Source organism: Streptomyces sp. NPDC005925, assembly GCF_040638805.1.
GTDB lineage: Bacteria > Actinomycetota > Actinomycetes > Streptomycetales > Streptomycetaceae > Streptomyces.
In genome coordinates, this window is record NZ_JBEXVL010000036.1 from 13526 (window position 1) to 39042 (window position 25517).

Sequence of the window (25517 nt, forward strand, 5' to 3'; positions counted from 1 at the left end):
TCACCCGGTCGGTGAGTCGTGGTGTTGTCCGTGACTCCATCTGACCAAATCCACCGCCGAGTTGCGTCAGCCCAGGGACCCAACTCCGCGTACGCCTGGGGTATGACACGACGGGCCCGGGGCTCCCCCGACCAGTAGGGGTACGGGTCGGGGTCGGGGTCCTCGGCGGCGCGGACGGTGATTGGTCCACGGGCGACGGGTCCACAGGGCTGGGGCCGACGGGCTCGGTGGGTCGGCCCGCCCTGTGCGGGGCCGGGGCGGCGGCGGTCAGCCCGCCCGGTGCACCACCGCGTCGCACAGCTGCATCAGCGCCGTCTTCGCGTCGCACTCCCGCAGCGGGGCCAGCGCCGCGCGCGCCTCCTCCGTGTACCGGACGGTGTCGCGCCGGGCCTGCTCCAGCGCCGGGTGCGTACGCAACGCCCGCAGGGCCCGCTGGTGGCGCGTGTCGTCGCTCAGGTCGGAGGCCAGCAGCTCGCACAGCTCCAGGTCCTCGGCCAGGCCCAGCCGCTCCGCGCGCTCCCGCAGCCGGAGCACCGGAAGCGTCGCGATGCCCTCGCGCAGATCGGTGCCCGGGGTCTTGCCGGAGTCGGTCGACTCGGACGCGATGTCGAGCACGTCGTCGGCGAGCTGGAAGGCGACGCCGAGCCGCTCTCCGTACTGCGTGAGGACGTCCACGACCCGCTCGTCGGCGCCGGACATCATCGCGCCGAACCGGCACGAGACGGCCACCAGGGAGCCCGTCTTGCCTCCGAGCACGTCCAAGTAGTGCTCGACCGGGTCTCGACCGTCCTGCGGGCCGGCGGTCTCCAGGATCTGCCCGGTGACCAGCCGCTCGAACGCGAGGGCCTGCACGCGGACCGCCTCGGGCCCGAGGTCGGCGAGGATCTGTGAGGCGCGGGCGAACAGGAAGTCGCCGGTCAGGACGGCCACCGAGTTGCCCCAGCGGGTGTTCGCGCTGGGCACGCCGCGCCGCACGTCGGCCTCGTCCATGACGTCGTCGTGGTACAGCGTGGCGAGATGGGTCAGCTCGACGACGACGGCCGACGGCACGATGCCCGGCGCGTACGGGTCCCCGAACTGCGAAGACAGCATCACGAGCAGCGGACGGAAACGCTTGCCGCCCGCCCGCACCAGGTGCTGGGCGGCCTCGGTGATGAAGGGCACCTCACTCTTGGTTGCCTCGAGCAACCCTTCTTCGACAGCCGTCAAACCGGCCTGGACATCGGCTTCCAGAGCCTGGTCCCGCACGCTCAGCCCGAACGGCCCCACGACGGTCACGAAGGTCTCCTGTCTGCTGGTGCCTACTGGCGATTGCCTGTTTGTCGATAGGTCGGCGCCCTCACCCGCGTCAGCGTATCCGGTCACGTTTCGATCACGGCCAGCGCCCACCCGTCCAGGCCACCCGGCATCGGACCGCAGCTCGCTGATTTTCGATCATTCGACCGGCGACGACATGACCGACATGTGCGACTCAGAGTGAATCGGAAAAAACGCCATCAAGTAATGCGTATCAGTTCACATCGAACATCAGGGTCGCCAATGGGGCATACGACCAGCCGCCCCGGCGCGGATCGCCCCCCACCCGACCCCTCGGCACGACCTCCCGAACCCATGCCCGATTTGCCTTACTTGACATCGCAATTCCCCTTAGCTCCAAATGCCCCTCGCGCTGAACGACCGTGAGTTGAGTCACGCATCCCCCGCATGCGGCACCTCACTCCCCGAACCCCCACGTCCCGCCCCGCGCACCCGAGTTGAGCCTGGGCGGATACAAAGGATCAAGTGCCTCATACGCACCACACCAAGGTCAAACAGGACGTTATGTGATCCCGTCACTTGTTCCCGACATGTGCCCTCGCATACGTTCCGGGCCAGTCGGGCGGACGCCGAATCCTGCCACCGCCCGCACCCACCAACGACGAGCCACTCGCACGGCAGGAGCGGGGGACCCAGGTAAGTCGCCGGGCCGGTCACCAGACCGGAACGGCTCGGGGTGAAGCCGTGCCCGCCAGGGCCCGGCCGGGCACCTCCCGCCCGAACCCGACAGCTCACCCCGCAGGCGTAGGAGAGGAATTCGTCATGCCTGCATTCACCCTCGCCCGCAAGCTCGCCGTCGCCGGCACCGGTGCCGCCGTGCTCGCGTTCCCGCTGATCGGCGCGGGCACCGCGTCCGCAGCCACGCCCGCCGCCCCGCCCTCGGCGGCCAGCTCGGCGTCGTACCCGGACAACCTCGACGGCTGGATCCGCGAGTCCCTCGCCGTCATGGCGGAGAACGGCATCCCCGGCTCCTACGACGGCATCCAGCGCAACATCATGCGGGAGTCCTCCGGCAACCCGGACGCCATCAACAACTGGGACTCCAACGCCGCCGCCGGCACGCCCTCCAAGGGCCTGCTCCAGGTCATCGACCCGACCTTCCAGGAGTACCACGTGCCCGGCACGTCGTCCGATCCGTACGACCCGGTCGCGAACATCACCGCCGCCTGCAACTACGCCGCCCAGCGGTACGGGTCGATCGACAACGTCTTCGGCGCGTACTGAGGCCCGTCCGGCGCGGCCCGAGGCCCGTCCGGCGCGCACTGAGGCCCGTTCTCCGGGTGGCTCAGCGGGCCGGCCGGGGTCTCGGTACCCACCGCGGTTCCCACGCCGGCCGGGGCCCCGGTACCGCTCCGGCCGGCCCCGGGACCGCGGGGAACAGCCGCTCGAGGACGGCGGCCACGCCGTCGTCCTCGTTCGACAGGGTGACCTCGTCCGCGACCGCCCTCAGTTCGGGGTGCGCGTTGGCCATGGCGACGCCGTGCGCGGCCCAGTCGAACATCGGGATGTCGTTGGGCATGTCCCCGAAGGCGATCGTCCGCTCGGGACGCAGGCCCAGGTACTCGGCGGCCAGCGCCAGACCGGTCGCCTTGGTGATGCCGCACGGCTGGAGCTCCACGGTTCCCGGACCCGACACGGTCACTGTCGCCAGGGAGCCGATCACTCCGCGCGCCGCCGCCGCCAACTCGTCGTCGGACAGGCCCGGATGGCGCAGCAGCACCTTGCTGATCGGCGCCCCCCACAGGTCGGCGCGCCGCCGCACCCGCACCGCCGGCAGGGTCGGGTGCGGCATCAGGTAACCCGGCTCGATCAGCGTGAGCCCGTCCACGCCGTCCTGGTCGACGGCCACGAACACCTCGCCCACCTCGGCCTCGACCTTGCCGAGCGCCGTCACGGCCAGTTCCCGGTCCAGGGTGACCGACCACAGCAGGCGGTCCTCGGCGGCGTCGTAGACCTGCGCGCCCTGCCCGCACACCGCGAGCCCCGTACCGCCGAGGTCGACCAGCAGCGGCCGCACCCGGGGTGCCGGACGTCCGGTCACGACGAGGTGCCGGGCGCCGGCCTCCGCCGCCCGCGCGAGCGCGGCGTGGGAGCGGTCGGAGAGGGTGTCGTCACCACGCAGAAGCGTTCCGTCCAGGTCTGTGGCGATGAGTGAGTACGCGAGGGGTGCGGGCATGACCCGAGAATACGGACCCGGACGCCGTGGCCCCACCACGGATTCCCACCCGCCGTTTCCGGTCCTGTTTCTGACCCCGTTGTGACCCCGGCCAGCCGTTTCTGAGCGCCGCCGGTCACCGCGCCGCCCGTTTCGCGACGTGACCGGCCCGAATCGAGACCAGACCGCCCGGACCGGACCGCCCAGTTCCGACTGCCTGGCCCCGACCGCCCGGTGCCGACTGCCCGGTGTCGACCTCCCTGTGCCGACTGCCCGGTTGCGGGTGCCCGGCCCCGACCGCCCGGCCCCGACTACCCGGTTGGGGCTGCCCGGTTCTCACCTCTCACCATCCGGACTGACCGCCCGATACCGGGCTGACCGGTTCGGCGCGACCGGCTCGGGCCGACCGGCTCGGGCCGACCGGTTCTGGCCGACCGGTTCTGGCCGACCGGCTCGGGCTGACCGGTTCTGGGCGGGGACGGACCAGGCCGTGGCGGTCAAGGCCGTGGCGGGGAAGGCCGTGGCGGGGAAGGCCGTGGCGGGGTAGCCGGTGGCGCTGTCCACGCCGCCCCGTGGACCGGGGCCTCTGCCCCAGTGCGACAGACCGGCCGTAACGTGTGGCGCGGTCCCACGACACGTGGAGCACCTGGCGCACACGAAAGCGAGGCAGCACCCCATGCCCCCGTTCGATGTACCCGAGGGCGACCCCTTCGGCCCGCACAATCTTCCGTACGGCGTCTTCTCACTCTCCGGCTCCGGCTCCGGCTCCGAGGAGCGGACCGTGGGAGTCCGGCTCGGCGACCACGTCCTCGACGTGGGCGCGGCGGCGCGGGCGCTCGGTTCGCCGTACGCCTCCCTGCTCGCGCGGCCGACCCTGAACCCGCTGATGGCCGCCGGCCGCACCGCCTGGTCGGACGTACGGCGCGCGGTGACGGCGTGGGTGACGGTCCCCTCGTACCGTCAGGCCCTGGAGCCGCTGTTCCACCCGCTGTCCGACGTCACCCTGCACCTGCCTTTCGAGGTCGCGGACTACGTCGACTTCTACGCCTCCGAGAACCACGCCCGCAACGTCGGCCGGATCTTCCGCCCCGACGCCGAGGACTCCCTCACCCCGAACTGGAAGCACCTGCCCATCGGCTACCACGGCCGCTCCGGCACGGTCGTCGTGTCGGGCACGGACGTCGTACGGCCCTCGGGGCAGCGCAAGGCGCCCACCGATCCGGCGCCGGTCTTCGGGCCGTCCGTGCGCCTGGACATCGAGGCGGAGGTCGGCTTCGTGGTCGGCGTGCCGACCGAGCTGGGCAGCCCCGTCGCGCTCGGCGGCTTCCGCGACCACGTCTTCGGGCTGTGCCTGCTGAACGACTGGTCCGCGCGCGACCTCCAGGCCTGGGAGTACGTCCCGCTCGGCCCGTTCCTCGGCAAGTCCTTCGCCACCTCCGTCTCCGCGTGGATCACCCCGCTGGACGCCCTGGACGCGGCCCGTGTGGCGCCCCCGCCGCGCACCCACGAGCTGCTGCCCTACCTGGACGACGCCGACGACGAACCCGGCGGCTACGACCTGCGCATCTCCGTCGCGGTCAACGGTCACACCGTCTCCGAGCCGCCCTTCTCCACCATGTACTGGACGGCCGCGCAGCAGTTGGCCCACATGACCGTCAACGGCGCGTCCCTGCGCACCGGCGACCTGTACGGCTCGGGCACCGTCAGCGGCCCGGAGGCCGGTCAGCGCGGCTCGCTGCTGGAGCTGACGTGGAACGGCCGCGAGGCGCTGGAACTCCCCGACGGGAAGCGGACGTTCCTGGAGGACGGGGACGTCGTGACCATGACGGCGTGGGCGCCGGGACCGGACGGCGTCCGGGTCGGACTGGGCGAGGTCACCGGGCGTATCGCCGGGGGCGTCACGGGGCGCGACGTGCCGTAGTGAACAATCCGGGGCCCTTCCCGCGCGGATCGCCCCCGATACCTGTCTCGCACCGCCCGGCGCCGTCATACTGGCGTCGGGCGGTGCGCACGGGACGGACGGGACGCGACCCGAGGCCGCACCCTCGAAGGCGCACGTTCAGGGTCCGCGTACGAAGGGCGCACGGGCGACAGGCGCAGAGCCGAAGTCGCCCGTTCCGTTCGTACGTTCCGGCCCGCACGGTCCCGAGCCGCACGTCCCGAGCCGCACTTCTTCCGCACAGGAACCGGAGCCCGTGGCATGACCGTCTGCCTGCTCCTGCTGAGCGTCGTCGCCCTGACCGCCGCCGTGCCGGTCCCGCGCCTGCTGACCCGGGCCGCCTGGCCCGAGCGGGAGCCCGTGGTCGGGCTGTGGGTGTGGCAATGCCTGGTCGCCACCCTCCTGCTGTGCTGTCTGACGGCCCTGGCACTCGGCGCCGCCGCCGTCTTCGAAACCGTCCGGACCCAGCTCTTCGCCCCTGCCCCGCCCGCGGTGACCGCCGCGTACAGCCTGTCCGCCGCGCCGCCCTGGACCGTCGCCCTCGTCCTGCTGCTGGCGAGCGGTGCCGCGTGGACGACCGCGATGCTCGCCCGCGAACTGGCAGAGGCCCGCCGCTGCCGCGCGCAGGCCCGGGCGCGGCTGCGCGAGCGCGCCCCCGAGCTGCCCGCCGGGCTGCCCCCGGCCCGCGGCCCCGTGCTGGTCCTGGAGGACGAGTACCCCGACGCCTGGTGGATGCCGGGCAGCCGCCCCCAGCTGGTCGTCACGACCGGTGCCCTGCACCGGCTCACCGACCACCAGCTCGACGCCGTCCTGACACACGAACGCGGCCACGCCCGCGCCCGGCACGACTGGCTCCTGCACCTGTCGAGCGCGCTCGCCACCGGCTTCCCGCGCGTGCCGCTGTTCGCCCACTTCTGCGACCAGACCCACCGCCTCGTCGAACTGGCCGCCGACGACACCGCCTCCCGCCGCTGCGGCCACCTGACCACGGCCCTGGCCCTGATCGAGCTGAACCAGCACCGGGGCGTCCTGTCCTGCGCCTCCAGCAACCGCCTGCTCGGCGAGCGCGTCGACCGGCTGCTGGCACCCCCGCCCCGCCTGCACCGCCGTCACCGCGCCCTGACCACCGCCCTGGCGGCGCTCGTCCCGCTCGTCCCCCTCCTGATCACGTTCGCCCCCGGCCTGACGGCACTGTCGTAGCCGGCCCGGCCCCGGGTGCCTCCACGGCGCCTACGTCCAGTCGGGCTCGGGCTCCTCGTCGGGCCAGTGGTCGAAGTCCGCGTCGTCCGACGGTCCGCCCGCCGCCGCGGACGCACCCTCCGGGGAGACGCCGGAGCCCGCTCCCGATGCCGCCCCGGGCACGGACGTGGGCGTCGGCGCCTCCAGCTCCGCCAGCACCCCGATCACGCCCTCCCCGTACGTCGTCAGCTTCTTCTCACCGATGCCGCTGATGCCGCCGAGCTCCGCGACCGACGTCGGCCACAGCGTGGCGATCTCCCGGAGCGTGGCGTCGTGGAAGACGACGTACGCCGGGACGCCCTGCTCCCTGGCCTGTTCGGCGCGCCAGGCACGCAGCGCCTCGAACGCCGGGAGCAGCCCCTCGGGCAGTTCGGCGGCCGCCGCCTTGGGCTTGCGGTCGCCGCGGGACGTCGCACCGCGCGAACCGGCCGGCTTCTTCGGCTCCTTGCGCAGCGGCACCTCCCGCTCGCGCCGCAGGACGGCACCGCTGGCCTCGGTCAGCACCAGCGTGCCGTACTCCCCCTCGACCGCCAGCAGCCCCTGGGCGAGCAACTGCCGTACGACGCCCCGCCAGTCGGCCTCTGCCAGCTCCTCGCCGATGCCGAACACGGACAGCTGGTCGTGGTCGAACTGGATCACCTTGGCGGTGCGCCGCCCCAGCAGGATGTCGACGATCTGCGTGGCGCCGAACTTCTGCCCGCGCTCCCGCTTGAGCCGCACCACCGCCGACAGCACCTTCTGCGCGGCCACCGTGCCGTCCCATGTCTCGGGCGGCGTGAGGCAGGTGTCGCAGTTGCCGCAGCGCGGCGCGCCGGGGTCCTGGCCGAAGTAGGCGAGGAGCTGGCTGCGGCGGCACTGGACCGTCTCGCACAGCCCGAGCATCGCGTCCAGATGCTGCGCGGCCCGTCGGCGGAACGCCTCGTCGCCCTCGGAGGACTGGATCATCTTGCGCTGCTGGATGACGTCGTTGAGCCCGTACGCCATCCACGCCGTGGACGGCAGTCCGTCGCGGCCGGCGCGGCCCGTCTCCTGGTAGTAGCCCTCGACCGACTTGGGCAGGTCGAGGTGGGCGACGAAGCGCACGTCCGGCTTGTCGATGCCCATGCCGAAGGCGATGGTCGCCACCACCACGAGCCCGTCCTCCCGCAGGAAGCGCGACTGGTGCGCGGCGCGGGTGCGCGCGTCGAGCCCCGCGTGGTACGGCACCGCCTCGACGCCGTTGTGGGTGAGGAACTCGGCGGTCTTCTCCACCGAGTTGCGCGAGAGGCAGTAGACGATGCCCGCGTCGCCGGGGTGCTCCTCGCGCAGGAAGGCCAGCAGCTGCTTCTTGGGGTCGGCCTTGGGGACGATCCGGTACTGGATGTTGGGCCGGTCGAAGCTCGCCACGAAGTGGCGGGCCCGCGGCATTCCCAGCCGCTGGGTGATCTCCTCGTGCGTGGCGTGCGTGGCCGTCGCCGTCAGGGCGATGCGCGGCACGTCCGGCCAGCGCTCGCCGAGCAGCGACAGCGACAGGTAGTCGGGGCGGAAGTCGTGGCCCCACTGGGAGACGCAGTGCGCCTCGTCGATCGCGAAGACCGAGATCTTGCCCCGCGACAGCAGCTCCAGTGTCGCGTCGAGCCGTAGCCGCTCCGGCGCCAGGTAGATCACGTCGAGCTCGCCGGCGAGGAACTCGGCCTCCACCGTGCGGCGTTCGTCGAAGTCCTGCGTGGAGTTCATGAACCCGGCGCGCACGCCCAGCGCCCGCAGCGCGTCCACCTGGTCCTGCATCAGCGCGATGAGCGGGGAGACGACGACTCCGGTACCCGGTCTGACCAGGGCCGGAATCTGGTAGCACAGGGACTTGCCGCCGCCGGTCGGCATGAGCACGACGGCGTCGCCGCCCGCCACGACGTGCTCGATCACGGCCTCCTGCTCGCCGCGGAAGGCCTCGTACCCGAAGACCCGGTGCAGCGTGGCCAGCGCCTCGCTCGCGTCGTACATCCTCGACGTGTCCACGTCGGTCGTCACAACCGTCCCGCCCATTCCTTGCATCGCCCGTCCCCCGTACGTGGTCCCTCGACCACTGCCTCCACGATAGGGGCCGGCGCCGACAGCCCCCGAAGTTGTCCACAGGCCACACCCGGAAGGTGACCGTCCCCCGCCCCGCACGACGCGGACGGCCCGGCACCCCCCGAGGGGGTGCCGGGCCGTCCGTGCGGCGAGCGTCGTGTCAGCGCACGAACACTCCCGCCTGTCCCGCGAGATCCAGGAAGTACTGCGGAGCCACGCCCAGGACCAGCGTGACGGCCACGCCGACGCCGATCGCGGTCATCGTCAGCGGGGACGGCACCGCGACCGTCGGGCCCTCCGGCGACGGCTCGCTGAAGAACATCAGGACGATCACACGGATGTAGAAGAACGCCGCGACGGCCGACGAGATCACACCGACCACGACCAGCGGGGCCGCTCCGCCCTCCGCCGCCGCCTTGAACACGGCGAACTTGCCGGCGAATCCGGACGTCAGCGGGATACCGGCGAAGGCCAGCAGGAACACCGCGAACACGGCCGCCACCAGCGGAGACCGCCGCCCGAGCCCGGCCCACTTCGACAGGTGTGTGGCCTCGCCGCCCGCGTCCCGCACCAGCGTGACCACGGCGAACGCGCCGATCGTCACGAAGGAGTAGGCCGCCAGGTAGAAGAGGACCGAGGACACCCCGTCGGGCGTCGTCGCGATGACACCCGCGAGGATGAAGCCCGCGTGCGCGATCGACGAGTACGCCAGCAGGCGCTTGATGTCGGTCTGGGTGATCGCGACGATCGCGCCGCCCAGCATCGTGACGATCGCCACGCCCCACATCACCGGCCGCCAGTCCCAGCGCAGGCCCGGCAGCACCACGTACAGCACCCGCAGCAGGGCACCGAACGCCGCGACCTTGGTCGCCGCCGCCATGAAGCCCGTCACCGGGGTCGGCGCGCCCTGGTACACGTCCGGCGTCCACATGTGGAACGGCACGGCGCCCACCTTGAACAGCAGACCCATCACCAGCAGCGCCCCGCCGATCAGCAGCAGCGCGTCGTTGCCCATGGTGTCGGCGAGCGCCGGCGTGATCGCCTGCACGGAACCGTCCACGACCTGCGAGATCGTCGCGTACGACATCGAGCCCGCGTAGCCGTACAGCAACGCGATGCCGAACAGCGTGAACGCCGAGGCGAACGCGCCGAGCAGGAAGTACTTGACCGCGGCCTCCTGCGACATGAGCCGCTTGCGGCGGGCCAGCGCGCACATCAGGTACAGCGGCAGGGAGAACACTTCCAGCGCGATGAACAGCGTCAGCAGGTCGTTCGCCGCGGGGAAGACCAGCATGCCGGCGACGGCGAACAGCAGCAGCGGGAAGACCTCGGTCGTGGTGAACCCGGCCTTGACCGCCTCCTTCTCACTGTCGCTGCCCGGCACGGAGGAGGCCTGCGCGGCGAACGAGTCGACGCGGTTGCCGTGCGCCACCGGGTCGAGCCGCCGCTCGGCGAAGGTGAACAGGCCGACCAGCGCGGTCAGCAGGATGGTGCCCTGCAGGAACAGCGCCGGACCGTCGACGGCGATCGCGCCCATCGCCGCGATCCGCGCCTTCGTCGTGCCGTACCCGTCGGCCGCCAGCGCGACGACCGCGGCGAACGCGGCGACGAGCGCCACGACCGACACGAACACCTGCACGTGGTAGCGGGCCTTGCGCGGTACGAACGCCTCGACGAGCACGCCCACGACCGACGCTCCCACGACGATCAGGGTCGGTGCGAGTTGTCCGTACTCGATGTCCGGCGCGTCGATCTTCGAGATCGGATCGGCCGCTGTTGTCCACAGGCTGTGGACGGCTGATGCGCTCACTTGGCCGCCTCCACCTCGGGCTGGGGGTCCTTCTTATGTACGTCCGACATGGTCTGCTCGACCGCCGGGTTCACGATGTCCGTCAGGGGCTTCGGATAGACGCCCAGGAAGATCAGCAGCACGACCAGCGGCGCGACCACCACGAGCTCCCGCACCCTGAGGTCCGGCATCGCGGCCACCTCGGGCTTCACCGGCCCCGTCATCGTCCGCTGGTACAGGACGAGCGTGTAGAGCGCGGCGAGCACGATGCCCAGGGTCGCGATGATGCCGATCACCGGGTAGCGCGAGAAGGTGCCGACCAGGACCAGGAACTCGCTGATGAACGGCGCCAGTCCCGGCAGCGACAGCGTCGCCAGGCCGCCGATCAGGAACGTGCCCGCGAGCACCGGGGCGACCTTCTGCACACCGCCGTAGTCGGCGATGAGCCGCGAGCCGCGCCGCGAGATCAGGAAGCCCGCCACCAGCATCAGCGCGGCCGTCGAGATGCCGTGGTTGACCATGTACAGCGTCGCGCCCGACTGGCCCTGGCTGGTCATCGCGAAGATGCCCATGACGATGAAGCCGAAGTGCGAGATCGACGCGTACGCCACCAGGCGCTTGATGTCGCGCTGGCCGACCGCGAGCAGCGCCCCGTAGATGATGCTGATCAGGGCGAGCACGAGGATCACGGGCGTCGCCCACTTGCTGGCCTCCGGGAACAGCTGGAGGCAGAAGCGCAGCATCGCGAAGGTGCCGACCTTGTCGACGACCGCCGTGATGAGCACGGCGACCGGGGCGGTGGACTCCTGCATGGCGTTGGGCAGCCAGGTGTGCAGCGGCCACAGCGGCGCCTTCACCGCGAAGGCGAAGAAGAAGCCGAGGAACAGCCAGCGCTCGGTGCTCGTCGCCATGTCGAGCGAGCCGCTGGCCCGCGCCTCGGCGATCTCCGTGAGCGAGAAGTTCCCCGCGACCACGTACAGGCCGATGACCGCGGCCAGCATGATCAGGCCGCCGGCCAGGTTGTAGAGCAGGAACTTCACGGCCGCGTACGACCGCTGCGTCGAGGCCGCCTGCTCGCCGTGCTCGTGGGCACGGTCCCCGAAGCCGCCGATGAGGAAGTACATCGGGATGAGCATGGCTTCGAAGAAGATGTAGAAGAGGAAGACGTCGGTGGCCTCGAAGGAGATGATCACCATCGCCTCGACGGCCAGGATCAGGGCGAAGAAGCCCTGCGTCGGCCGCCACCGCTTGTTTCCGGTCTCCAGCGGGTCGGCGTCGTGCCAGCCCGCCAGGACGATGAACGGGATCAGCAGGGCGGTCAGCGCGATGAGCGCCACCGCGATGCCGTCCACGCCCAGTTCGTACCGGACGCCGAATTCCTTGATCCAGTAGTGGGACTCCGTGAGCTGGTAGCGGTCGCCGTCCGGGTCGAAACGGACCAGGACGACGATCGCCAGGACGAGCGTGGCGAGCGAGACGAGCAGCGCCAGCCACTTCGCCGCGGTGCGTTTCGCGGCCGGTACGGCGGCCGTGGCGATGGCCCCGACGGCCGGGAGCACCGCCGTCGCTGTCAGCAGGGGAAAGGACATCGGTATCAGACCGCCCTCATCAGCAGGGTCGCGGCGACGAGGACCGCCGCACCGCCGAACATCGAGACCGCGTAGGAGCGCACGAATCCGTTCTGCATCCTGCGCATCCGCCCGGACAGGCCGCCGACCGATGCCGCCGTGCCGTTGACGACCCCGTCGACCAGTGTGTGGTCGACGTACACCAGGGAGCGCGTGAGGTGCTCCCCGCCGCGGACCAGGACGACGTGGTTGAAGTCGTCCTGGAGCAGGTCGCGCCGGGCCGCCCGGGTGAGCGCCGACCCGCGCGGGGCGACGGCCGGGACGGGACGGCGCCCGTACTGCAGCCAGGCGACGAGCACGCCGAGGACCATTACGGCGACCGTCGCCGCGGTGACGGTGAGCGCCTCGACCGGCGGGTGCCCGTGGGCGTGCCCGGTGACGGGCTCCAGCCAGTTCAGGAAGCGGTCGCCGACACCGAAGAACGCGCCCGCGAACACGGACCCGAAGGCGAGGACGATCATCGGGATCGTCATGACCTTCGGCGACTCGTGCGGGTGCGGCGGCTCGTACGCGCCGGCCGTCTCGGCCGCCGGCTCCACGCCCGGCTCCGCCGGGGACGGCGTCGGCGCGTCGCGCCAGCGCTCCTCGCCGAAGAACGTCATCAGCATCACGCGCGTCATGTAGTACGCGGTGATGGCCGCGCCGAGCAGGGCCACGCCGCCGAGGATCCAGCCCTCGGTGCCGCCCTTCGCGAACGCCGCCTCGATGATCTTGTCCTTGGAGAAGAAGCCGGACAGACCCGGGAAGCCGATGATGGCGAGGTAGCCGAGGCCGAAGGTGATGAAGGTGACCGGCATGTACTTGCGCAGACCGCCGTAGCGGCGCATGTCGACCTCGTCGTTCATCCCGTGCATGACGGAACCCGCGCCGAGGAACAGGCCGGCCTTGAAGAAGCCGTGCGTCACCAGGTGCATGATCGCGAAGACGTAGCCGATGGGGCCGAGGCCCGCGGCGAGCACCATGTAGCCGATCTGCGACATGGTCGAACCGGCCAGCGCCTTCTTGATGTCGTCCTTCGCGCAACCGACGATCGCACCGAACAGCAGCGTGACCGCGCCGACGATGGTGACGACGAGCTGCGCGTCCGGGGCGCCGTCGAAGACGGCCGCGGAACGGACGATCAGGTAGACGCCCGCGGTCACCATGGTGGCGGCGTGGATGAGGGCCGAGACCGGGGTCGGGCCCTCCATCGCGTCGCCGAGCCAGGACTGCAGCGGCACCTGGGCGGACTTTCCGCAGGCCGCGAGGAGCAGCATCAGCGCGATGGCCGTCAGCTGCCCCTCGGTGGCGTCCCCGGCCAGACCCGGCTCCTCGTGCGAGCCGAGCACCGGACCGAAGGCGAACGTCCCGAACGTCGTGAACATCAGCATGATCGCGATGGACAGGCCGACGTCACCGACACGGTTGACGAGGAAGGCCTTCTTGGCGGCCGTGGCGGCACTGGGCTTGTGCTGCCAGAAGCCGATCAGCAGGTAGGAGGCGAGACCGACGCCCTCCCAGCCGACGTACAACAGCAGGTAGTTGTCGGCGAGGACGAGCAGCAGCATCGCCGCGAGGAACAGGTTCAGGTAGCCGAAGAAGCGGCGGCGCCGCTCGTCGTGCTCCATGTAACCGATGGAATAAAGGTGGATCAGCGAGCCGACGCCCGTGATCAGCAGGACGAACGTCATCGACAGCTGGTCGAGGCGGAAGGCCACGTCGGCCTGGAATCCCTCCACCGGGACCCAGCTGAACACGTGCTGCGTCAGTGTGCGGTGTGCGGCGTCCTCACCGAGCAGGTCGGCGAACAGCACCAGGCCGAGGCCGAAGGACAGGGCCGCGAGCAGCGTCCCGATCCAGTGACCGACGGCGTCCAGCCGGCGTCCGCCGCACAGCAGGACCGCCGCTCCGAGCAGGGGCGCCGCCACCAGCAGCGCAATCAGGTTCTCCACTTTCAGCGACCCCTCACAGCTTCATCAGGCTGGCGTCGTCGACCGAGGCCGAGTGGCGGGAACGGAACAAGGACACGATGATCGCGAGCCCGACCACGACCTCCGCGGCGGCGACGACCATCGTGAAGAACGCGATGATCTGGCCGTCGAGGTTGCCGTGCATACGGGAGAACACCACGAACGCGAGGTTGCAGGCGTTGAGCATGAGCTCCACGCACATGAACACCACGATCGCGTTGCGCCTGATCAATACGCCCGTGGCACCGATCGTGAACAAAAGGGCCGCGAGATAGAGGTAGTTGACGGGATTCACTTCGACGCCTCCTCGGCCCGGTTGACCTTCGCCGGATCGATCCCGCGGCGCTCCAGGCGCTCCTCGGAACGCTGCTCCAGCGCCCGCAGGTCGTTGAGCGCCTGCATCGACACGTCCCGGATCTGCCCGCGCTCACGCAGCGTCTTGCTGACGGTGAGCTCGGACGGGGTGCCGTCGGGGAGCAGGCCGGCGATGTCCACCGCGTTGTGCCGGGCGTACACGCCGGGCGCGGGCAGCGGCGGAAGGTGCTTGCCCTCGCGGATGCGCGCCTCGGCGAGCTCGCGCTGCGTCTTGGCCCGCTCGGTGCGCTCCCGGTGGGTGAGCAGCATGGCCCCGATGGTGGCCGTGATCAGCAGGACGCCGGTGATCTCGAAGGCGAAGACGTACTTCGTGAACAGGAGGGTCGCCAGACCCTCCACGTTGCCGCCCGCGTTGGCCTGGCCGGTGCCGGTGAACTCCGTCAGGGAGGCGTGGGCGATGCCGGAGACCAGCAGGATGCCGAAGCCGAGACCGCTCACCAGGGCCAGCCAGCGCTGGCCCTTGATGGTCTCCTTCAGGGAGTCCGCCGAGGTCACACCGACGAGCATCACGACGAACAGGAACAGCATCATGATCGCGCCGGTGTAGACGACGATCTGCACGACGCCCAGGAAGTAGGCGCCGTTGGCCAGGTAGAACACCGCCAGGACGATCATGGTGCCCGCGAGGCAGAGCGCGCTGTGCACGGCCTTCTTCATGAAGACGGTGCACAGGGCCCCGACCACGGCGACCGTGGCGAGCACCCAGAACTGGAACGCCTCCCCGGTGGAGGTGGTGTAGGCGGCGAGCTGCGCGCTCATCGGCCGATCACCTCCCCGGACGCCGGTTCGCTCTCGCCGAAGGTCGAGTCGGCTTCCTGGACCACTTCGCCCTTGGAGTGGGCGGCCTGCTGCGCCGTGCCCGGCGCGGCCTCGGTCACCAGACCGCGGTAGTAGTCCTGTTCGTCCGTCCCCGGGTACATCGCGTGCGGGGAGTCGACCATGCCGTCCTCGAGACCGGCGAGCAGCTGCTCCTTGGTGTAGATGAGGTTGGCGCGGCTGGAGTCGGCCAGCTCGAACTCGTTCGTCATCGTCAGCGCGCGCGTGGGGCACGCCTCGATGCACAGGCCGCACAGGATGCAGCGGGCGTAGTTGATCTGGTACACCCGCCCGTACCGCTCGCCCGGCGAGTAGCGCTCCTCCTCGGTGTTGTCCGCGCCCTCCACGTAGATCGCGTCGGCGGGACACGCCCAGGCGCACAGCTCGCAGCCGACGCACTTCTCCAGGCCGTCCGGATGGCGGTTGAGCTGGTGCCGTCCGTGGAAGCGGGGAGCCGTGGTCTTGGGCTGCTCCGGGTACTGCTCCGTGAGCCGCTTCTTGAACATGGCCTTGAAGGTCACGCCGAAGCCGGCCACGGGATTCTGGAAACCGGGCTTGGTCTCCTTGGGCTCCTCAGCCATCGGACGCCTCCTTTCCCTCCGTAGATCCGACCGGAGATCCATCACTCTGAGTATCGGGACCACCACTGACAACGAGCTCCCGCTCCCGGTGCGAGCGGCGCCGCGGCACGGGCGGCAACTCCTGACCGGGCAGTGGCGGCACGGGGAATCCGCCGGCCATCGGGTCGAACGCGGCCGGCTCCTCGTCGGCCTTCTCGTCCGGCTTCGACCGCTCGCGGAACATGTCCACGACGAAGGACAGCACCAGCAGGACGAGCACTCCGCCGCCGATGTAGAGGGCGATGTCCGCGAAGTCGTAGTTCTCGTTCCGCAGGGCCCGCACGGTCGCCACGAGCATCAGCCACACCACGGAGACCGGGATGAGGACCTTCCAGCCGAGCTTCATCAGCTGGTCGTAGCGCACGCGCGGGAGCGTGCCGCGCAGCCAGACGAACATGAACAGCAGCAGGACGACCTTGAGGGTGAACCACAGCATCGGCCACCAGCCGTGGTTGGCGCCCTCCCAGTACGTGCTGATGGGCCACGGGGCCCGCCAGCCGCCCAGGAACAGCGTGGTCGCGACCGCCGACACCGTCACCATGTTCACGTACTCGGCGAGCATGAACATCGCGAACTTGATCGACGAGTACTCGGTGTTGAAGCCGCCGACCAGGTCGCCCTCGGACTCCGGCATGTCGAACGGCGCGCGGTTGGTCTCACCGACCATCGTCACGATGTACAGCACGAACGAGACCGGCAGCAGCAGGATGTACCAGCGGTCCGTCTGCTGGTTCACGATCGTCGACGTCGACATCGACCCGGAGTACAGGAACACCGAGGCGAACGCGGCGCCCATCGCGATCTCGTACGAGATCATCTGCGCGCAGGACCGCAGGCCGCCGAGCAGCGGGTACGTGGAGCCGGAGCTCCAGCCCGCCAGGACGATGCCGTAGATGCCGACCGACGCGACGGCGAGCACGTACAGCATCGCGATCGGCAGGTCGGTGAGCTGCATCGTGGTGCGGTGGCCGAAGATCGAGATCTCGTTGCCGGCCGGACCGAAGGGGATCACGGCGATCGCCATGAACGCCGGGATGGCCGCGATGATCGGCGCGAGGACGTAGACGACCTTGTCCGCGCGCTTGACGACGACGTCTTCCTTGAGCATCAGCTTGATGCCGTCGGCGAGCGACTGGAGCATGCCCCAGGGGCCGTGCCGGTTGGGACCGACGCGCAGCTGCATCCAGGCGACGACCTTGCGCTCCATGACGATGGAGATCAGCACGGTCCCCATCAGGAAGACGAAGCAGAACACCGCCTTGATGCCGACCAGCCACCACGGGTCGCGGCCGAACATCGAGAGGTCTTCTGCGGCGAGGTACGGGCTCATGCCTCCACCTCCTTGGGGGCCTCGCCGGCGAGCGTCGCCGGTCCGATACGGACGAGGGAGCCGGGCCGGGCGCCGGTGTCGGCGGCGACACCCGAGCCCGTCGAGTTCAGCGGGAGCCAGACCACCCGGTCGGGCATCTCGGTGACGAGCAGGGGCAGTTCGGTCGCCCCGTCGGGCCCGGTGACGGCCAGCAGGTCGCCGTCCTTGACGCCCGCCTCGGCGGCCGTGGCGGCCGACACGCGCGCGTGCGCGGCGTGCCGTGTCCCGGCGAGCGCCTCGTCACCCTGCTGGAGCAGACCCTGGTCGAGCAGCAGCCGGTGCCCGGCGAGCACGGCCTCCCCGGCGGCGGGCCGGGGCAGTGCGCCCCCGCTCTCCAGGGGCTCGGCGGCCTGCGGTCCGTCCCAGGCGCCGAGCCGGTCCAGCTCCGCGCGCGTGGTCGGCAGGTCCGGCAGGCCCAGGTGGACGTCCATGGCGTCGGCCAGCATCTGCAGCACCCGCCCGTCGGTGGGAGCCACGCGGCGGGTCATCTGGTCGGGCTTGAGCGCGGCCTCGAAGAGGCGGGCCCGGCCCTCCCAGTTGAGGAAGGTGCCCGCCTTCTCGGCGACCGCCGCGACCGGCAGGACGACGTCGGCGAGGCGCGTGACCTCGCTGGGCCGCAGCTCCAGGGAGACCACGAAGCCGACCTCGGCGAGCGCGGCACGCGCGCGTGCCGGATCGGGCAGGTCGGCGACCTCCACGCCCGCGACGAGCAGTGCCTGCAGTTCGCCGGACGCCGCCGCCTCCACGATCCGGCCGGTGTCGCGGCCGTAGCGGTGCGGGAGTTCGGCGACGCCCCAGATGCCCGCGACCTCCTCACGCGCACGCGGGTCGGTGGCCGGGCGCCCGCCCGGCAGCAGCGACGGCAGCGCGCCCGCCTCGATCGCGCCCCGCTCGCCGGCCCGGCGCGGAATCCACGCCAGCCGGGCGCCGGTCGCGGTGGCGGCCCGCACGGCGGCGGTGAGCCCGCCGGCGACGGCGGCCAGCCGCTCGCCGACCACGATGACCGCGCCCTCGGCGCGCAGCGCCTCGGAGGCGGTGGCGCCGTCGCCCTCCAGGCCGACGCCGCTGGCGAGCGCGTCGAGCCACTCGGTCTCGGTGCCGGGGGCGGCCGGCAGCAGTGTGCCGCCCGCCTTCGTCAGGCCCCGGGTGGCGTGCGTGGCGAGCGCGAAGGTGCGCTGTCCGTGCTTGCGCCAGGCCTTGCGCAGCCTCAGGAAGACGCCGGGCGCCTCCTCCTCGGCCTCGAACCCGACCAGCAGGACCGCGGGCGCCTTCTCCAGGGCGGTGTACGTGACGCCCGTACCGTCCAGGTCACGGCCTCGGCCCGCGACGCGTGCGGCGAGGAAGTCGGCCTCCTCGCCGCTGTGCACGCGTGCGCGGAAGTCGATGTCGTTGGTGTCGAGGGCCACGCGCGCGAACTTGCTGTACGCGTACGCGTCCTCGACGGTGAGCCGGCCGCCGGTCAGCACACCGGTGCGGCCCCGCGAGGCGAGCAGTCCCTGCGCGGCGATCTGCAGGGCCTCCGGCCAGGACGCCGGTTCCAGCTCGCCCTCGGCGTTGCGCACCAGGGGCGTGTCGAGCCGGTCGCGCTGCTGCGCGTACCGGAACCCGAAGCGGCCCTTGTCGCAGATCCACTCCTCGTTGACCTCGGGGTCCTCGGCCGCGAGGCGGCGCATGACCTTGCCGCGCCGGTGGTCGGTGCGGGTGGCGCAGCCGCCGGAGCAGTGCTCGCACACCGACGGGGAGGACACCAGGTCGAAGGGGCGGGAGCGGAACCGGTAGGCGGCCGAGGTGAGCGCGCCGACCGGGCAGATCTGGATGGTGTTGCCGGAGAAGTACGACTCGAAGGGGTCGCCCTCGCCGGTGCCCACCTGCTGGAGCGCGCCACGCTCCAGCAGCTCGATCATGGGGTCGCCCGCGACCTGGTTGGAGAACCGGGTGCAGCGGGCGCACAGCACGCACCGCTCACGGTCGAGCAGCACCTGCGTGGAGATCGGTACCGGCTTCTCGAAGGTGCGCTTCTTGCCCTCGAAACGGGAGTCGGCGCTGCCGTGGGACATCGCCTGGTTCTGCAGCGGGCACTCGCCGCCCTTGTCGCAGACGGGGCAGTCCAGCGGGTGGTTGATGAGCAGGAGCTCCATCACACCCTTCTGCGCCTTCTCCGCGACCGGCGAGGTGAGGTGGGTCTTGACCACCATCCCGTCGGTGCAGGTGATGGTGCAGGAAGCCATCGGCTTGCGCTGTCCCTCGACGTCGACGATGCACTGGCGGCAGGCGCCGGCCGGGTCGAGAAGAGGGTGGTCGCAGAACCGGGGGATGTCGATGCCGAGCTGTTCGGCGGCGCGGATCACCAGCGTGCCCTTGGGCACGCTGATCTCGGCGCCGTCGATCGTCAGCGTGACGAGGTCCTCCGGCGGGACCGCCGCCTCTCCCCCGCCTGAGGGAGCGTTGGTGGTCACGGTCATGCGTTCACCTCCGTGCGGTCGGCCCAGGCCGTCGACTTGGCCGGGTCGAAGGGGCAGCCGCGGCCCGTGATGTGCTGCTCGTACTCCTCGCGGAAGTACTTCAGCGAGGAAATGATCGGTGCGGCGGCGCCGTCACCGAGGGCGCAGAAGGACTTGCCGTCGATGTTGTCGGCGATGTCGTTCAGCTTGTCGAGGTCGCTCATCACGCCCTTGCCGGCTTCGATGTCGCGCATCAGCTGCACGAGCCAGTACGTCCCTTCGCGGCAGGGTGTGCACTTGCCGCAGGACTCGTGGGCGTAGAACTCCGTCCAGCGCGTGACGGCGCGGACGACACAGGTCGTCTCGTCGAAGCACTGGAGGGCTTTGGTGCCGAGCAGGGAACCCGCGGCGCCCACCGCTTCGTAGTCGAGCGGGACGTCGAGGTGCTCGTCGGTGAGCATCGGGGACGAGGAACCGCCGGGGGTCCAGAACTTGAGGCGGTGCCCGGGCCGCATCCCGCCGCTCATGTCGAGGAGCTGGCGCAGGGTGAGGCCCATCGGGCCCTCGAACTGCCCGGGGTTGGCGACGTGGCCGCTGAGGGAGTACAGCGTGAAGCCGGGAGACTTCTCGCTGCCCATCGAGCGGAACCATTCCTTGCCGCGGTTCATGATGGCGGGAACCGACGCGATCGACTCGACGTTGTTCACCACAGTGGGGCAGGCGTAGAGGCCCGCCACGGCGGGGAAGGGGGGACGCAGTCGCGGTTGACCACGGCGGCCTTCGAGGGAGTCCAGCAGCGCGGTCTCCTCACCACAGATGTACGCGCCGGCTCCGGCGTGCACGGTGATGTCGAGGTCCTTGCCTGCGCCCAGGGCGTCCTTGCCGAGGTAGCCCGCCGCGTAGGCCTCGCGCACGGCCTCGTGCAGCCGCCGCAGTACGGGGACGACTTCACCCCGCAGATAGATGAAGGCGTGCGACGACCTGATCGCGTGGCACGCGATGATCATGCCCTCGATGAGGCTGTGCGGGTTCGCGAAGAGGAGCGGGATGTCCTTGCAGGTCCCGGGCTCCGACTCGTCGGCGTTGACCACCAGGTAGTGCGGCTTGCCGTCGCCCTGCGGGATGAACTGCCACTTCATGCCCGTCGGGAATCCCGCGCCGCCGCGGCCGCGCAGTCCGGACTCCTTGACGTACGCGATGACGTCGTCCGGCGGCATGGCGAGCGCCTTGCGCAGGCCCTCGTAGCCCTCGTGACGCCGGTAGACGTCCAGGGTCCAGGCCTGGTCCTCGTCCCAGAAGGCCGACAGCACGGGTGCGAGCAGGTTCTCCGGGCTGGTGTCCTTGAGTTCGGGTGCCAAGGTCATCACTCCCCCTCCTCGGCGACGGGCCCGGCCGGGTGGTCCGGGTCGGAGGCCGACGTGTCCTGTGGCGCGTCGTGCGAGCTGAGGTGCCGCGCGGGCGACGACGTGTCCTGCCCGGCGGCGGCCCGCCCGCCCTGGGGTCCGCCGTCGCGCGGGTGGACCACGCGCGCGGGCGCGGTCTCCCCCTTGGCCAGGCGGAGGCCGACCAGGGAGGCCGGTCCGGCACTGCCGCTCTCCTCGACGGCGTCGGGCCGCTCGTCGGGGAAGCCGGCCAGCATCCGGGCGGTCTCCTTGAAGGTGCACAGCCGGGCGCCGCGGGTGGGCGCGACGTCGCGTCCCGCGCGCAGGTCGTCGACGAGACGGCGGGCGCTGTCGGGGGTCTGGTTGTCGAAGAACTCCCAGTTGACCATCACGACGGGCGCGAAGTCGCAGGCCGCGTTGCACTCGATGTGCTCGAGGGTGACCTTGCCGTCGTCGGTGGTCTCGCCGTTGCCGACCCCGAGGTGCTCCTGGAGCTCCTCGAAGATCGCGTCGCCGCCCATCACCGCGCACAGTGTGTTGGTGCAGACCCCGACCTGGTAGTCGCCGGAGGGCCTGCGCCGGTACATGGTGTAGAAGGTGGCGACGGCGGTCACCTCGGCCGTGGTCAGGCCGAGCACGTCCGCGCAGAACTGCATGCCGGTGCGCGTCACGTGGCCCTCCTCCGACTGCACGAGGTGCAGCAGCGGAAGGAGTGCGGACCGGGAGTCCGGGTAGCGGGCGATGATCTCGCGCGCGTCGGTCTCCAGCCGGGCCCGGACGTCGTCCGGGTAGGCGGGCGCGGGCAGTTGGGGCATGCCCAGGCTGACGCCCTGCTCCGAAGAACTGGTGGTCACCGGTCGACGCCTCCCATCACGGGGTCGATGGACGCGACAGCGACGATGACGTCGGCGACCTGGCCGCCCTCGCACATCGCCGCCATGGCCTGAAGGTTGGTGAAGGACGGGTCCCGGAAGTGGACCCGGTAGGGGCGGGTGCCGCCGTCGGAGACGACGTGCACCCCGAGCTCGCCCTTGGGCGACTCGACGGCCGCGTACGCCTGTCCCGGCGGGACGCGGAAACCCTCGGTGACCAGCTTGAAGTGGTGGATCAGCGCCTCCATGGAGGTGCCCATGATCTTCTTGATGTGGTCGAGGGAGTTGCCCAGTCCGTCCGGGCCCAGGGCGAGCTGGGCGGGCCAGGCGATCTTCTTGTCGGCGACCATGACCGGGCCGGGCTCCAGCCGGTCCAGGCACTGCTCGACGATCCGCAGCGACTGGCGCATCTCCTCCAGCCGGACCAGGAAGCGCCCGTAGGCGTCGCAGGTGTCCGCGGTGGGGACGTCGAAGTCGTACGTCTCGTAACCGCAGTACGGCTGGGCCTTGCGCAGGTCGTGGGGCAGGCCGGCGGAGCGCAGGATCGGGCCCGTCGCGCCGAGGGCCATGCAGCCGGTCAGGTCGAGGTGACCGATGTCCTGCATGCGGGCCTTGAAGATGGGGTTCCCGGTGGCGAGCTTGTCGTACTCCGGGAGGTTCTTCTTCATCTTCTTCACGAACTCGCGGATCTGGTCCACCGCGCCGGGCGGCAGGTCCTGGGCGAGTCCGCCGGGGCGGATGAACGCGTGGTTCATGCGCAGGCCGGTGATCAGCTCGTAGATGTCGAGAATGAGTTCACGGTCACGGAATCCGTAGATCATGATCGTGGTGGCGCCCAGCTCCATGCCGCCGGTGGCGATGCACACCAGGTGCGAGGAGAGCCGGTTCAGCTCCATCAGGAGCACGCGGATGATCGAGGCGCGGTCGGGGATCTCGTCCTCGATGCCGAGGAGCTTCTCGACCCCGAGGCAGTACGCCGTCTCGTTGAAGAACGACGTCAGGTAGTCCATGCGCGTCACGAACGTGGTGCCCTGCGTCCAGGTCCGGTACTCGAGGTTCTTCTCGATACCGGTGTGGAGGTAGCCGATGCCGCAGCGGGCCTCGGTGACGGTCTCGCCGTCGATCTCCAGGATCAGCCGGAGCACACCGTGCGTGGAGGGGTGCTGCGGTCCCATGTTGACGACGATGCGTTCGTCGTCGGCGCGGGCCGCGGACTGGACGACCTCGTCCCAGTCACCGCCGGTGACGGTGTAGACGGTGCCCTCGGTGGTCTCGCGAGGGGATGCGTGCGAGGTACTCACGAGTACGACCTCCGCTGGTCCGGAGCCGGGATCTGGGCGCCCTTGTACTCGACGGGGATGCCGCCGAGGGGGTAGTCCTTGCGCTGCGGGAAGCCCTGCCAGTCGTCCGGCATCATGATCCGCGTCAGGGCCGGGTGACCGTCGAAGACGATCCCGTAGAAGTCGTAGGTCTCGCGCTCGTGCCAGTCGTTGGTCGGGTACACGGAGACCAGGGACGGGATGTGCCGGTCACTGTCGGGGCAGCTGACCTCGAGGCGGATCACCCGGTTGTGGGTGATCGAGCGCAGGTGGTAGACGGCGTGCAGCTCGCGGCCCTTGTCGTTCGGGTAGTGGACGCCGCTGACCCCGGTGCACAGTTCGAAGCGCAGGGCCGGGTCGTCGCGCAGGGTGCGGGCGACGCGGACGAGGTGCTCGCGCTCGATGTGGAAGGTCAGCTCGTCGCGGTCGACGACCGTCTTCTCGATGGCGCCGGCGGGCAGGAGGTTCTGCTCCTCAAGGGCGCCCTCGAGCTCGTCGGCGACCTCGTCGAACCAGCCCCCGTAGGGCCGGGCGGCCGGTCCGGGGAGCCGGACCGAGCGCACCAGCCCGCCGTAGCCGGAGGTGTCGCCGCCGTTGTTGGCGCCGAACATGCCGCGCTGGACGCGGATCTCCTCACCGCCCTGGCCGCGCCGGCCCGGGAGGTTGGAGGCCGCGAGGTCCTTCTCGGGGTTCGGGGCGTCGTTGTTCGCGTCGCTCATCGCAGCAGCCCCTTCATCTCGATCGTGGGCAGCGCCTTCAGGGCCGCCTCCTCCGCCTCGCGGGCCGCCTCCGCGGCGTTCACGCCGAGCTTGGAGCTCTGGATCTTCTGGTGCAGCTTGAGAATGGCGTCCATCAGCATTTCGGGCCGCGGCGGGCAGCCGGGCAGGTAGATGTCGACCGGGACGATGTGGTCGACGCCCTGGACGATCGCGTAGTTGTTGAACATGCCGCCCGACGAGGCGCAGACCCCCATGGAGATCACCCACTTGGGGTTCGGCATCTGGTCGTAGACCTGCCGCAGCACGGGGGCCATCTTCTGGCTCACCCGCCCCGCGACGATCATCAGGTCCGCCTGCCGCGGCGAGCCGCGGAAGACCTCCATGCCGAAGCGCGCCAGGTCGTAGCGGCCGGCACCGGTGGTCATCATCTCGATGGCACAACAGGCCAGCCCGAACGTGGCGGGGAAGACCGATGCCTTGCGCACCCAGCCCGCGGCCTGCTCGACGGTGGTCAGCAGGAATCCGCTCGGCAGCTTTTCTTCGAGTCCCATGTCTAAAGGCCCCTCAGTCCCATTCCAGGCCGCCGCGCCGCCATACGTACGCGTACGCGACGAAGACGGTGAGCACGAAGAGCAGCATCTCCACGAGCCCGAAAATCCCCAGGGAGTCGAACGTGACGGCCCAGGGATAAAGGAAGACGATCTCAATGTCGAAGACGATGAAGAGCATCGCCGTCAGGTAGTACTTGATGGGGAAGCGCCCGCCGCCGGCCGGCGTGGGGGTCGGCTCGATTCCACACTCGTACGCCTCGAGCTTGGCGCGGTTGTACCGCTTCGGACCGATCAGCGTGGCCATGACCACGGAGAAGATCGCAAAGCCTGCCCCGAGGGCTCCCAGTACGAGGATGGGCGCATACGCGTTCACCGCTCCTCGCTCCTCTCAGTCGGCACTGACTGCTGGCGGTTGACTTAAGGCTCCCTTCCGCTCCCCGGCCCCCGCATCCCGCCTGCTCCGGCGAAGATCGAGAACATGTGAAGCAGGTCACAAGCCCAACGCTCCGCATCTTATGCCCGCAGGTCTGTGATCTGCGACACGGGGTATTACACAACCTTTGTGATCTCCACCACCTGACGAAGGATCATGAAGTCGTATGAGCGTTGATCTTCGTGCGCGAAGCGTCCAGTCGATCACCAGACGTGACATTTTCGCTCGTCAGTGCAGGTGAGAGCGGTGCATCTCCATATCAAGAGGCTTCCCGCGCATGCAAATTGGTACCGGAACGGGGTGATTGATAGAGGGGGCGTTCACATCCGGAGGCGTCCGGCGGACGGTGTGGACGTGTGCACGCGTTCACGAGCGGACCCGGCTCCGGCTCGCGCGAAACGCACGCGAGGACGCGCACGCGGAGCCGCACGCGGAGCCGCACCCGCTACGCACCCGCCCCGGTAATCGTTCCGTGACCTCCGCCACATTCCGGAAGGCCCGCAAGAACCGGGCTTGGCCATCCGTCCCAACCGATGGTAGGCGGGGGGCAATTCG

20 protein-coding genes and 1 riboswitch are annotated in these 25517 nt (G+C 70.5%); of the genes, 3 read left to right on the forward strand and 17 right to left on the reverse strand.

The window, feature by feature from the left end:
- Nucleotides 1-267 precede the first annotated feature (267 nt).
- Entirely contained in the window at nt 268-1278 is a 1011-nt protein-coding gene (locus ABZ354_RS26425; protein ID WP_358660823.1) for a polyprenyl synthetase family protein, read from the reverse strand.
- Between the two features lie 633 nt (nt 1279-1911).
- Nucleotides 1912-2075, forward strand: a riboswitch (cyclic di-AMP (ydaO/yuaA leader).
- Nucleotides 2076-2079: 4 nt separating this feature from the next.
- Between ABZ354_RS26425 and ABZ354_RS26430 the strand changes: the two genes are divergently transcribed.
- Nucleotides 2080-2541, forward strand: a complete 462-nt coding sequence (locus ABZ354_RS26430; RefSeq protein ID WP_358660824.1) for a transglycosylase SLT domain-containing protein — start codon at nt 2080-2082, stop codon at nt 2539-2541.
- A gap of 61 nt (nt 2542-2602) precedes the next feature.
- Here the strand turns inward: ABZ354_RS26430 and ABZ354_RS26435 are convergent, their stop codons facing one another.
- A complete protein-coding gene (locus tag ABZ354_RS26435; protein ID WP_358660826.1) occupies nt 2603-3493 on the reverse strand; it encodes an HAD family hydrolase in 891 nt (296 codons plus the stop codon).
- Between the two features lie 655 nt (nt 3494-4148).
- Here ABZ354_RS26435 and fahA point away from each other — a divergent pair.
- Together fahA and ABZ354_RS26445 are read left to right on the forward strand one after the other, a co-directional pair.
- Nucleotides 4149-5393 (forward strand): fumarylacetoacetase, encoded by a 1245-nt coding sequence (gene fahA / locus ABZ354_RS26440; protein ID WP_358660828.1) that lies wholly within the window; start codon nt 4149-4151, stop codon nt 5391-5393.
- Between the two features lie 279 nt (nt 5394-5672).
- The gene (locus tag ABZ354_RS26445) at nt 5673-6611 is read left to right on the forward strand and encodes a M56 family metallopeptidase (RefSeq protein ID WP_358660830.1); all 939 of its coding nucleotides are present in this window, start codon (nt 5673-5675) and stop codon (nt 6609-6611) included.
- 30 nt (nt 6612-6641) lie between these two features.
- Here ABZ354_RS26445 and recQ read toward each other — a convergent pair whose 3' ends face one another.
- From recQ to ABZ354_RS26520, 15 genes are all read right to left on the reverse strand, one after another.
- Nucleotides 6642-8672, reverse strand: coding sequence for a DNA helicase RecQ (gene recQ, locus ABZ354_RS26450; RefSeq protein WP_358660832.1), 2031 nt, complete (start codon nt 8670-8672; stop codon nt 6642-6644).
- Between the two features lie 187 nt (nt 8673-8859).
- Nucleotides 8860-10509, reverse strand: a complete 1650-nt coding sequence (nuoN, locus tag ABZ354_RS26455; RefSeq protein WP_358660834.1) for an NADH-quinone oxidoreductase subunit NuoN — start codon at nt 10507-10509, stop codon at nt 8860-8862.
- Complete coding sequence (locus ABZ354_RS26460) at nt 10506-12077, reverse strand: NADH-quinone oxidoreductase subunit M (RefSeq protein ID WP_358660836.1); 1572 nt, start codon at nt 12075-12077, stop codon at nt 10506-10508. Before ABZ354_RS26460 ends, nuoN begins: the two co-directional genes overlap by 4 nt.
- A 5-nt stretch (nt 12078-12082) precedes the next feature.
- Nucleotides 12083-14047 (reverse strand): NADH-quinone oxidoreductase subunit L, encoded by a 1965-nt coding sequence (nuoL, locus tag ABZ354_RS26465; protein WP_358660838.1) that lies wholly within the window; start codon nt 14045-14047, stop codon nt 12083-12085.
- Nucleotides 14048-14060: 13 nt separating this feature from the next.
- Nucleotides 14061-14360: an NADH-quinone oxidoreductase subunit NuoK gene (nuoK, locus tag ABZ354_RS26470; RefSeq protein ID WP_018568277.1), complete on the reverse strand. Its 300-nt coding sequence runs from the start codon at nt 14358-14360 to the stop codon at nt 14061-14063.
- Nucleotides 14357-15199: an NADH-quinone oxidoreductase subunit J gene (locus ABZ354_RS26475; RefSeq protein ID WP_358660840.1), complete on the reverse strand. Its 843-nt coding sequence runs from the start codon at nt 15197-15199 to the stop codon at nt 14357-14359. The genes nuoK and ABZ354_RS26475 overlap by 4 nt, the downstream gene beginning before the upstream one ends.
- Entirely contained in the window at nt 15196-15837 is a 642-nt protein-coding gene (gene nuoI / locus ABZ354_RS26480; protein WP_358660842.1) for an NADH-quinone oxidoreductase subunit NuoI, read from the reverse strand. The genes ABZ354_RS26475 and nuoI overlap by 4 nt, the downstream gene beginning before the upstream one ends.
- On the reverse strand, nt 15830-17206 hold the full coding sequence (gene nuoH, locus ABZ354_RS26485) for an NADH-quinone oxidoreductase subunit NuoH (protein WP_358660844.1): 1377 nt from the start codon (nt 17204-17206) through the stop codon (nt 15830-15832). The genes nuoI and nuoH overlap by 8 nt, the downstream gene beginning before the upstream one ends.
- Entirely contained in the window at nt 17203-19707 is a 2505-nt protein-coding gene (locus tag ABZ354_RS26490; RefSeq protein ID WP_358660846.1) for an NADH-quinone oxidoreductase subunit G, read from the reverse strand. The genes nuoH and ABZ354_RS26490 overlap by 4 nt, the downstream gene beginning before the upstream one ends.
- Complete coding sequence (gene nuoF / locus ABZ354_RS26495; protein WP_358660847.1) at nt 19704-21053, reverse strand: NADH-quinone oxidoreductase subunit NuoF; 1350 nt, start codon at nt 21051-21053, stop codon at nt 19704-19706. Before nuoF ends, ABZ354_RS26490 begins: the two co-directional genes overlap by 4 nt.
- Nucleotides 21050-21922, reverse strand: coding sequence for an NADH-quinone oxidoreductase subunit NuoE (gene nuoE, locus ABZ354_RS26500; RefSeq protein WP_358660849.1), 873 nt, complete (start codon nt 21920-21922; stop codon nt 21050-21052). Before nuoE ends, nuoF begins: the two co-directional genes overlap by 4 nt.
- On the reverse strand, nt 21919-23241 hold the full coding sequence (locus tag ABZ354_RS26505; RefSeq protein WP_358660851.1) for an NADH-quinone oxidoreductase subunit D: 1323 nt from the start codon (nt 23239-23241) through the stop codon (nt 21919-21921). Before ABZ354_RS26505 ends, nuoE begins: the two co-directional genes overlap by 4 nt.
- The gene (locus tag ABZ354_RS26510; protein WP_358660853.1) at nt 23238-23978 is read right to left on the reverse strand and encodes an NADH-quinone oxidoreductase subunit C; all 741 of its coding nucleotides are present in this window, start codon (nt 23976-23978) and stop codon (nt 23238-23240) included. The genes ABZ354_RS26505 and ABZ354_RS26510 overlap by 4 nt, the downstream gene beginning before the upstream one ends.
- Complete coding sequence (locus ABZ354_RS26515) at nt 23975-24529, reverse strand: NADH-quinone oxidoreductase subunit B (RefSeq protein WP_129307482.1); 555 nt, start codon at nt 24527-24529, stop codon at nt 23975-23977. The genes ABZ354_RS26510 and ABZ354_RS26515 overlap by 4 nt, the downstream gene beginning before the upstream one ends.
- A 13-nt stretch (nt 24530-24542) precedes the next feature.
- On the reverse strand, nt 24543-24902 hold the full coding sequence (locus ABZ354_RS26520; RefSeq protein ID WP_030379754.1) for an NADH-quinone oxidoreductase subunit A: 360 nt from the start codon (nt 24900-24902) through the stop codon (nt 24543-24545).
- Nucleotides 24903-25517 lie beyond the last annotated feature (615 nt).

What these genes read in the sequence shown, in the direction of transcription:
- ABZ354_RS26430 (WP_358660824.1), top strand. Translation starts at nt 2,080, where the DNA reads ATGCCTGCATTCACCCTCGCCCGCAAGCTCGCCGTCGCCGGCACCGGT.
- ABZ354_RS26510 (WP_358660853.1), bottom strand. Translation starts at nt 23,978, where the DNA reads ATGAGCGACGCGAACAACGACGCCCCGAACCCCGAGAAGGACCTCGCG.
- fahA (WP_358660828.1), top strand. Translation starts at nt 4,149, where the DNA reads ATGCCCCCGTTCGATGTACCCGAGGGCGACCCCTTCGGCCCGCACAAT.
- recQ (WP_358660832.1), bottom strand. Translation starts at nt 8,672, where the DNA reads ATGGGCGGGACGGTTGTGACGACCGACGTGGACACGTCGAGGATGTAC.
- nuoH (WP_358660844.1), bottom strand. Translation starts at nt 17,206, where the DNA reads ATGAGCCCGTACCTCGCCGCAGAAGACCTCTCGATGTTCGGCCGCGAC.
- ABZ354_RS26435 (WP_358660826.1), bottom strand. Translation starts at nt 3,493, where the DNA reads ATGCCCGCACCCCTCGCGTACTCACTCATCGCCACAGACCTGGACGGA.
- ABZ354_RS26475 (WP_358660840.1), bottom strand. Translation starts at nt 15,199, where the DNA reads ATGAGCGCGCAGCTCGCCGCCTACACCACCTCCACCGGGGAGGCGTTC.
- ABZ354_RS26490 (WP_358660846.1), bottom strand. Translation starts at nt 19,707, where the DNA reads ATGACCGTGACCACCAACGCTCCCTCAGGCGGGGGAGAGGCGGCGGTC.
- ABZ354_RS26445 (WP_358660830.1), top strand. Translation starts at nt 5,673, where the DNA reads ATGACCGTCTGCCTGCTCCTGCTGAGCGTCGTCGCCCTGACCGCCGCC.
- nuoI (WP_358660842.1), bottom strand. Translation starts at nt 15,837, where the DNA reads ATGGCTGAGGAGCCCAAGGAGACCAAGCCCGGTTTCCAGAATCCCGTG.
- ABZ354_RS26515 (WP_129307482.1), bottom strand. Translation starts at nt 24,529, where the DNA reads ATGGGACTCGAAGAAAAGCTGCCGAGCGGATTCCTGCTGACCACCGTC.
- ABZ354_RS26460 (WP_358660836.1), bottom strand. Translation starts at nt 12,077, where the DNA reads ATGTCCTTTCCCCTGCTGACAGCGACGGCGGTGCTCCCGGCCGTCGGG.